The organism is Corallococcus sp. CA053C, from assembly GCF_003611675.1.
Classification (GTDB): Bacteria; Myxococcota; Myxococcia; order Myxococcales; family Myxococcaceae; genus Corallococcus.
On sequence record NZ_RAWA01000409.1, the window covers coordinates 1 to 8,962 of the forward strand.

At 71.8% G+C, this 8,962-nt stretch carries 7 protein-coding genes; 5 read left to right on the forward strand and 2 right to left on the reverse strand.

What is annotated here, in order from left to right:
- Window positions 1-41 precede the first annotated feature (41 nt).
- Window positions 42-2,795 carry a CHAT domain-containing protein gene (locus tag D7V97_RS35395; protein ID WP_233583427.1) on the forward strand — a complete coding sequence of 918 codons (2,754 nt, stop codon included), beginning with the start codon at window positions 42-44 and terminating at the stop codon, window positions 2,793-2,795.
- A 5-nt stretch (window positions 2,796-2,800) separates the two neighbouring features.
- Here D7V97_RS35395 and D7V97_RS35400 read toward each other — a convergent pair whose 3' ends face one another.
- The gene (locus D7V97_RS35400) at window positions 2,801-3,808 is read right to left on the reverse strand and encodes a cupin-like domain-containing protein (RefSeq protein ID WP_120615038.1); all 1,008 of its coding nucleotides are present in this window, start codon (window positions 3,806-3,808) and stop codon (window positions 2,801-2,803) included.
- A 143-nt stretch (window positions 3,809-3,951) separates the two neighbouring features.
- Here D7V97_RS35400 and D7V97_RS45475 point away from each other — a divergent pair, with 143 nt between their 5' ends.
- The 4 genes from D7V97_RS45475 to D7V97_RS35415 all read left to right on the forward strand — a co-directional run bounded on the left by D7V97_RS45475 (window position 3,952) and on the right by D7V97_RS35415 (window position 7,358).
- The gene (locus tag D7V97_RS45475; RefSeq protein WP_199729044.1) at window positions 3,952-4,110 is read left to right on the forward strand and encodes a hypothetical protein; all 159 of its coding nucleotides are present in this window, start codon (window positions 3,952-3,954) and stop codon (window positions 4,108-4,110) included.
- 125 nt (window positions 4,111-4,235) lie between these two features.
- Window positions 4,236-4,793, forward strand: coding sequence for an RNA polymerase sigma factor (locus D7V97_RS35405; RefSeq protein ID WP_120615039.1), 558 nt, complete (start codon window positions 4,236-4,238; stop codon window positions 4,791-4,793).
- Window positions 4,790-5,620 carry a zf-HC2 domain-containing protein gene (locus tag D7V97_RS35410; protein ID WP_120615040.1) on the forward strand — a complete coding sequence of 277 codons (831 nt, stop codon included), beginning with the start codon at window positions 4,790-4,792 and terminating at the stop codon, window positions 5,618-5,620. The genes D7V97_RS35405 and D7V97_RS35410 overlap by 4 nt, the downstream gene beginning before the upstream one ends.
- A gap of 124 nt (window positions 5,621-5,744) precedes the next feature.
- Window positions 5,745-7,358 (forward strand): acyl-CoA synthetase, encoded by a 1,614-nt coding sequence (locus tag D7V97_RS35415; protein WP_120615041.1) that lies wholly within the window; start codon window positions 5,745-5,747, stop codon window positions 7,356-7,358.
- Between the two features lie 29 nt (window positions 7,359-7,387).
- Here the strand turns inward: D7V97_RS35415 and gndA are convergent, their stop codons facing one another.
- Window positions 7,388-8,815 carry an NADP-dependent phosphogluconate dehydrogenase gene (gene gndA, locus D7V97_RS35420; RefSeq protein ID WP_120615042.1) on the reverse strand — a complete coding sequence of 476 codons (1,428 nt, stop codon included), beginning with the start codon at window positions 8,813-8,815 and terminating at the stop codon, window positions 7,388-7,390.
- Window positions 8,816-8,962: the final 147 nt, after the last annotated feature.

An 8,962-nucleotide genomic window follows, 5' to 3' on the forward strand; every position in this document is an offset into this window, starting at 1 on the left:
GGCGCCAGCAAGGGGGAGGCGCCCGAGGGGATCGCATGGTGATGCCGGCGAAGAAGAAGCTCTGGGCGCTGGCGCTGGCCATCCCCCTGGCGGTGGCAGGCGTCGCGGCCCTGAAGCCCGCGGCCGCGCCCCCCGTGACGGATCAGTTCTGGGTGGAGCGCCGCGCCGCGGCCCGCATCGAGGCCCGCCTCACGCACCCGGAAGCCGACCGCTACCGCTCGCGCGCTCCCGCCGGCGGCTGCCCCGTGCCCGCCGAGCCGATGCCCCTGGGCCCGCTCGCCCGCATGGAGGCCCAGGAGGACTGGGGCGGCATCGCGGCGGCGTATGCCCTGGAGGGCGAGTGGAACCAGGCGGCCTCCTTCCTGGAGCGCCTGCCGGCCTCTCCGGAGCGCGACAGCGACCTGGCGGCGGTGGCGCTCGCGCGCGGCGATTTTGAACGGGCGCTGCGCCTGCTGGATGGCGCCATCGAGGCGAAGCCGAAGCTGCCGCAGGCGTTGTGGAACCGCGCGCTGGTGTTTCGGGAGATGGGGCTGACGCTGCGCGCGTCGGAGCTCTTCGAACAGGTGGCGAAGCTGGGCGAGCAGGGCTGGAGCCGCGAGGCCCACGCCCAGGCGCTGTCCCTGCGCGAGAGCACGCTGGAGCGCGAGCGTCAGTGGAAGGCGGCGCGCAACGCGACGCTGGCGCTGATGGAGGACGCGAAGGCGCCGCTGCCGCTGGACGCCGCCCGCCAGATGCCGGGCACGGTGCGCGGGGTCTTCTATGAGGTGGTGCGTGCCGCGGCTTCGAAGGAGCGCGCGCTGGAGCTGATGCCGCTGGCGAAGGAGCTGGACCGGGTGCAGGGCGGCCGCGCGCTCACGGACTACGTGCAGCGCGTGGCGAAGCGCGACTTCACCCGCCGCGGGGAGCTGGCGCGCCAGTACGCGGAGGCGATGCGCGCGGGCGGCCCGATGCCGGACGCGCTCGTGGACCGGGCGCGCCTGTCCGGGGACGAGGACATCTACCTGGGGGCCCTGCTGCGCACCCGCGATGGGGCGCTCCCGCGGCTCAAGGACACGGTGGAGCGCATCAAGAAGCTGGAGGACCCCTGGTTCACGTACGTCGCGGACCGCGACCAGGCGCTCCAGGAAGTCGCCGAAGGGTCCTGGTGGAAGGCCGAACAGCGCCTCTTCACCGCGCTCCAGCGCTGCCGCGAGGGCACGCTGTCGGTGCGCTGCCTGGAGCTGGAGCGCCGGCTGACCATCTTCTACACCGACCTGCAGCGCCTCACGGAGGCGGAGCAGCACGCGCGCGTGCTGTGGGCGGGGGCCCGGCAGCTGCGCGAGTGGGAGAAGGAGTTCACCGTCCTGGAAGTCCTCAGCCAGATCGCGCGCTCGCGCAACGACCTGGGAAGCGCCCGCGCCTATCTGGAGGAGTGGTCCGCGCGCGGTGCCACGCGGAGCTGCTCCTATCCCCACATGATGCTCGCGCACCTGTACTACCTGGACCTGCGGCCGGACGCCGCGCGGCGGGAGTTGGAGAGCGCGGCCTCCTGTGCGGACAACCCCATGCTGCCCATGTTCGGCGCGACGGTCGCGGAGCTGGCGCGCTTCGGCTCCGGTCCCCGTCCCCAGGATGCGCAGTGGCTGAAGACGGTCATCACCCGGGCCGTGGAGGGGCCCTCCATCCCGGAGGGCGACCGCGTCTACACGCACTATCTGGAAGGCCGCTTCCTCCTGGACCAGGACCGGGCCCGGGGTGAAGCGCTGCTCCAGCGCGCCATCGCGGAGGCGGACGCCCTGCCGCGCGGCGATGTGCTGGGGCGCGAGTCGTGGGCGCTCAGCTACTCGTCGCTCGCCAACGACGCGGGCCGCGCCGGCGAGTTCCCCAAGGTGGTGACGTTGATGGCCGCGCAGCTGGGCACGCCCGTGCCGACCCGGTGCGCGCTGGCCGCCAGCCTCCACGCCGAGCGCACCACGCTGGTGGCGCTGGGCCCGAAGGGTGAAGTGAAGGGCCACTACGACGGCGCGCGCCGCGAGGCCTTCGCCCGGATGGACTCGTCCCGGCTGGTACCGGAGACGCTGCGGCAGACGCTCTCCGGCTGCGAGCGCGTGGACGTGCTCGCGTGGGCGCCCCTCTTCGGGCGCACGGACCTGCTGCCGCCGGAGATCGCCTGGAGCTTCCGCCTGGGCCGCGCCCAGGGCCCGCGCCCGACGCCGGAGGCCATGGCCACGCGCCGCCTGGTGGTGGCCGGCGTGGAGGCGCCGTCGCTGCTGCAGCTGCCCCGGCTTCCCGCGTGGACGCCGGACGCGGAGCCGGGCGCCGCGCCGCCGGACGTGCTGACCGGTTCGGACGCCACGCCCTCTCGCGTGCTGGCGAGCATGGCGGACGCCACGGAGATTGAAATCCACGCGCACGGCATCACCGACCCCAGCATCTCCGGCGCGTCGCTGGTGGTGCTGTCCCCGGAGGTGAACGGCCGCTACGCGCTCACCGCGGACGTGGTGCGCGAGCAGCGCCTCACCGGGTCGCCCACCGTGTTCCTGGCCGCGTGCAGCGCGGGGCGCACCACGTCCCTGCAGAACACGGAGCCCTTCAGCCTGCCGGCGGCCTTCATCGACTCAGGCGCGCGCGCGGTGCTGGCCTCCACGGTGGACATCCCGGACGCGGCGGGCCGCTTCTTCGACGGCGTGCGCCGGCGCATCCACTCAGGCTCCCCCGCGGCCATCGCGCTGCGCGACGAACGCCAGGCGTGGCTGTCACGCGACGCGCGCGCCGGATGGACGCGCTCCGTGCTGTTGGTGGAGAAGGCGGACTGACTTCGTCAGAAGGGGGCTTCCAGGTGCGTGTTCCCGCCGGGGACGAGGAAGTGATGGAAGGTGACGCTGGCGCTCACGCCCAGCGCCTTCACCCAGTGCCACCAGCCCACGGGCAGGAACACCATGTCCCCGGGCTCCAGCACCGCCTCCAGCACCGTGGCCTCCGCGAAGAGCGGGTGGGCCACGAGGTCCGGCTTGCCCGCGTCCACGTGGCTGAAGGTGCCCCGGTGCGGGTACACCCGATGGCGCTCGAAGGACGGCACCAGCCGCACGTGCTTGCGGCCCAGCACCTGGCCCAACAGGATGTTCATGTTGTCGTGGTGCAGCGGCGTGACGGTGCCCGCGGGCCCCAAGAGCAGCGTCATCATGTCCGGCAGCAGGCCCGGGTCGATGATTCCCCGGGGCGCGCGCAGGTCCTCGCGCAAGGGCGACAGGCCGTCGCGACGCCAGTTGTCGTTGCGCGGCACCATGTAGAAGTCGTTCGTCTGCTCCGCCGCCTCCACCTTGTCGAGGAAGGCCGCGAAGGGCATCCGCGCCCGGTGCCGGTCCTGCAGCGCCGCGTGCTCCGGGTCGGCGTCGCGCCCCACCATCACCTCCACCTCCACCTGGCCAAAGCGCTCGCGGAAGTAGGGCAGCGACCAGCGCGTCAGGGCCGGCCAGTCCTCCATCATCCCGCGCAGCACCACCGGCCGGTGGCCGAAGTAGTAGCGCTGGAAGAACTCCTCGGGGGCAATCCGCTCCCGGACCTCCAGCTCCCGGCCCCCGTCCTGGGCGCGCAGCTCGCTGTAGACGTCCATCAGCGACTCCATCCACCCGAAGTGCCGGGCCACCTGGAGGCACGCCTTGAAGTAGGGGTGTCCCGCCACCGCCGCCATCTCCGCGCGGGCCAGCGCCGGGTCCACCCCCGCCGCTACCAGCACCCGGTGTACGTCTTCCTGCTCCACGCCCAGCGCCAGGTTCTCCGCCAGCCACTGCCGCCACTCCGGCCTCAGGGGAGACTTGTCCTCGTTCATTCAGAACTCCTTGAAATCCTTGAAGGATTGGACCGGAGGGCTCTCCTGCCGGTGCGCCAGGGCGTGCTATGGACTCCCCGCCTGTCTTTTTCCACCCATCCCCGGTTTACGCCGGACTTCCCTCGTACCAGGAGAAGCGAACCATGATCGCAGGAGACGTGTCCTCCGCCCTCGCCGGTGCCTTCGAACCGGACCACAGCGCCCCGCATGTGAAGAACGCCTACGTCAACTGCTCGGACCGCGGGCCCCGCCGTCGTCGCCCCCTGCCGCCGCCCGCGGTTCCGCCCCTGCTGGAGGGGTAGCAAGCCGCTTGCTGAGCGTCCTGCCCGACCGGCTTGTCCGCCCTTTCAGGCATTTTTCTCTCAAGAAACAAGGCGCTCGGCGTCTTTAGTCAGGAAGCCCACCAGTCACTCCGGGTCCTTGCGTCATGGCCAACCTCTTCAACCGGGAACGACGCCACTTCGAGGCGTTCATCCGGCGGCACCGGCCGAGTCTTCTGGCCGTCGCCCGCCGGTTGTGCGCACGCGGCATCCTGGACCCAGAGGACCTGGTCCAGGAGGCCTTCGAGCGGGCCCTGCCGGAGTTCGGTCAGCTGAAGGACCGCACGGAAGCGGCGTGCGCGGCGTGGTTGTGCACGACGATGACCAACCGGTTCCTGGACCACTGCCGCCGCCAGCGCACGGAAGTGCGCGGGCTGCCGCACCTGGCGCTGGTGCAGGACCTGCCGGCGACGGGGGATGGGGACCAGGAGAACTGGGAGCTGGTGGGCAACGAGGCGTTCCAGGCGGCCATCGAGAAGCTCAAGCCGCACCTGAGGGACGCCTACAAGCTGCACGCGGAAGGCCGCCGCTACCAGGCCATTGCCGAGCAATTCAATGTTCCCGTGGGCACCGTGGGCAGTTGGCTCACGCTGGCGCGCAGGGACCTGCGGGAACTGCTGCTGCCAAGCATCGCGGTGGCCCGAGAGCGGGGAGTCCAGTCATGAACGCGCATTGCACCAAGCTGCACCTCTTCATGGACGGTGAGCTGTCCGAGGCGGAGGCCGAGGGGTTCCGGCAACACCTGCCACGCTGCCCCGCTTGTGAAGGCGGCCTGAGGGACCTGCTCCAGCTGGAGCTGCTGGCGGCGAGGGCCCTGGGCACGGGCACTTCCGAACAGCCCGCCCCCCAGCCGGCGAACAACGTGGTGACGCTGGGCGCGTGGGTGCGCCGCAACGCCCGCGTGGTGGCGCCGCTCGCCATGGCCGCCAGCCTCTGCGCCGTCATGGTGCCCCGGATGATGCCGGTGGCGGACGTGCCGGCGGTGGTCTTCCTGGAGAACCAGCCCACGCGCGAGCTGGAGGCCCGGCTGTCGCATCCGCGCGCGGACCAGTGGCGCCGCTACAGCCCCATGCGCGGTGGCTCCGATGTGGCGGAGGCGCAGCAGCCGCTGCTGCTGCGGCCGCTGGCGGAGATGCAGGAGCGCGGGGAGTTCCGCGGCCTCGTCGCCGCCTACGTGCTGCACGGGCAGTGGCAGCAGGCGCAGGCGGAGCTGGCGCGCGAGCCCGCGTCGCTGGCGCGTGACAACGACCTGGCGGTGGTGGCGCTGCACGAGGGCCGTCCCCAGGCCGCGCTGGAACTGCTGGACTCCGTGGTGCGCGCGGAGCCCCGCCATGCGCAGGCCCTGTGGAACCGCGGCCTCGCGCTGCGTGCGCTGAAGCAGGACGCGCGTGCGGCCCGCGACTTCGAGCAGGTGGCGTCCCTGGGCGAGCCCGGCTGGAGCGACGAAGCGCGCAAGCTGGCGCAGGAGCTTCGCGGCGCCGTGGCGCCCTGATCCACCCGCCGGACCCCGCGCGCTGGAGCGTCCACCATCGGGCGCCCCGCGCGGGTGGGTACCGCCGGACGCGGGATGACGTGTCAGGCTCCTGGGGTTGTCGCAACAGCCCAGGAGCCTGCCCATGCCCGTCGACTACGAGTCCGCCCGCCGCGACTTCCGGTGGGAGCGACCGGAGCACTTCAACTTCGCTACCGACGTCATCGACCGGCACGCGGCCGAGCGGCCCCAGGCCCCCGCGCTCCAGTGGTCCGACGAGTCGGGGCGCTCCCAGCGCTTCACCTTCCAGGAGCTGAAGGAGCGCTCGCTGCACGCGGCGCGCTTCCTCGCCGGGCTGGGCCTGAAGCGGGGCGACCGCGCCTTCATCCTGATGCCGCGCGTGCCGGAGTGGTGGTTCCTGGTGCTGGGCTGCATCCGCGCCGGCATCGTCTTCATGCCCGGCACGCCCATGCTCACCGCCAAGGACATCCGCTACCGGCTGGACGCGTCCGGCGCGAAGGCCGTCCTCACCGACGCCAGCTGCCTGGACCGCTTCGAGGGCGTGAGGGACGCGCCCGGCGTGACGACGTGGGTGTCCACGGGGGACGCGCCCGCGCCGTGGACGCGCTACGCGTCGGAGCCGCTGCCGGAAGGCCAGGCCACCGCCTTCCCGCCGACGCGCGCGGACGACCCGTTGCTCATCTACTTCACGTCCGGCACCACCGGCATGCCGAAGATGGTGCTGCACACGCAGGCCAGCTACGGCCAGGGCCACCGCATCACCGGCCGCTACTGGCTGGACCTGAAGCCTGAAGACAGACACCTGACGCTCAGCGACACCGGCTGGGCCAAGTGCGCCTGGGGCAAGCTCTTCGGTCCGTGGAGCGAGGGCGCGTGCAACGTCGTCTACGACTTCCGCGGCCGCTTCGACCCCGTGGCCTTCTTGAAGGTGCTGGAGCGCGAGCGCGTCACCACCTTCTGCGCGCCGCCCACCGCGTGGCGCGCGCTGGTGCTCCAGGACCTGAAGGCGGTGGACCTGTCCAGCCTGCGCCACACGGTGAGCGCGGGCGAGCCGCTCAACCCGGAGGTCATCGAGACGTGGAAGGAGGCCACCGGGCTGTTCATCCGCGAGGGCTACGGCCAGACGGAGACGGTGGTCATCGTGGGCATGTTCCCGTCGCTTCCGCCGCGCATGGGCTCCATGGGCAAGCCGTCCCCCGGCTTCACCGTGGGCGTCATCAACGAGCACGGGGAAGAGGTCGCGGACGGACAGGAGGGCGACATCGCCGTGCGCGTGAAGCCGGAGCGGCCGGTGGGCCTGTTCCAGGGCTACCTGAACGACGACGCGGCCAACGCGGCCAGCAGCCGGGGGGACTGGTACGTGACGGGCGACCGCGCGGTGCGCGACGCGGAGGGCTACCTGTGGTTCGTGGGGCGCTCGGACGACGTCATCAAGACGTCCGGCTACCGCGTGGGCCCCTTCGAGGTGGAGTCCGCGCTGCTGGAGCACCCCGCCGTGGCCGAGTCCGCCGTCATCGGCGTGCCGGACGACAAGATTGGTCAGCGCATCAAGGCGTACGTGCTGCTCACGCCGGGCCACACGGCGTCACCCGCGCTCGCGCAGGAGCTGCAGGACTTCGTGAAGAAGACCACGGCGCCGTACAAGTACCCGCGCGAGATTGAGTTCGTCGCGGAGCTGCCCAAGACGGTGAGCGGGAAGATCCGCCGCGCGGAGCTGCGCGCCACCCAGAAGAAGTAGGGCGGCGCGCGCTCGCGTCAGCGTGGGCGCTACTTCAACCAGTCGGAGTGCACGAAGCCGGCGTCGGGCTTGTCCCGCCGCTGGTAGGTGTGCGCGCCGAACGCGTCGCGCTGGGCCTGGGTGAGGTTCTGCGGCAGCTCCGGGCTGCGGTAGCTGTCCATGTACGCCAGGCTGCTGCTGAACACGGGCACCGGGATGCCCGCCTTCGTCGCGGTGCCCAGGAACCGGCGCCACGACGGGGCCAGCTTCTCCAGCACCGGCGCGAACGCCTCCGACACCAGCAGGTTGGGCAGCGTGGGCTGCTGCTGGAAGGCCTCGCGCAGCGGCGTGAGCAGCTTCGCGCGGATGATGCAGCCGCCCCGCCAGATGCGCGCCATCTCCGCCAGCGACACGCCCCACTTGTACTCGTCCGACGCCGCCTGGATGAGCCGCATGCCCTGCGCGTACGTCACCACGCGCGCCGCGTAGAGCGCGTCATGCGCCCACTGGGCCAGCTCCTTCTGCTCGTCGGAGGAGAGGGAGACGGTGGGACCGTGGAGCTTCTTGCTCGCGGCCACGCGCTCGTCCTTGTGCGCGGACAGGTTGCGCGCATCCAGCGCGGACGCGATGGAGGGCACCGGCACGCCCAGGTCCAGCGCCACCTGCACGGTCCACTTGCCCGTGCCCTTCTGGCCGGCCTTGTCCAGCACCAGGTCCAGCAGCGGCTTGCCCGTCTCCGGGTCGCGCTTGCGCATCACCTTGATGGTGGTCTCCAGGAGGAACGACTCCGCGATGCCCTCGTTCCACTTGGAGAACAGGTCGCCCAGCTGCGCGGTCTCCAGGCCCAGGCCGCGGCGGAGCACGTCGTACGTCTCCGCGAGCAGCTGCATGTCCGCGTACTCGATGCCGTTGTGCACCATCTTCACGAAGTGGCCCGCGCCCTCCGGGCCCACGTGGGTGACGCACAGGCCCTCCTCGCTGCGCGCGGCGATGGCCTCCAGCACCGGCTGCACCAGCGCGTACGCGTCCTTGGGGCCGCCCGGCATGATGGACGGGCCGTGGCGCGCGCCCTCCTCGCCGCCGGACACGCCGATGCCCAGGAAGTGGAAGCCCTTCTCCTTGCACAGGGCCTCGCGGCGCCGCGTGTCCAGGTACCAGGAGTTGCCCGCGTCCATGATGACGTCGCCGGGCGACAAGAGCGGGAACAGCCGCTCCATCATCTGGTCCACCGGCGCGCCGGCGGTGATCATCAAGAGGACGCGGCGCGGGCGCTCCAGGCCGGCGACGAACGCCTCCAGCTCCGGGAAGCCCGCCAGGGCCTGCTTGGGGTTCTGCTGCTGGACCTTGGTGATGTTCTCCGGGTGGCGGTCCCACACGGCGACGCGGAAGCCGTGGTCCGCGATGTTGAGGGCGAGGCTGGCGCCCATGACGCCCATGCCCACCACGCCGAACTGCGCCGGCTTCGTCTGCGTTCCCATGATTCCTCCGAGCCCCGCCTACCCTCCGGCGGTGGGGTCCAACATCCACTGCGTGTTCGTCACGTGCGACGCGGGCAGTTGCATATCGCCCTGCAGCACCCGCCGCATGGCGTCCCGCTTGCCTTCACCCGCCACCAGCCCCAGCAC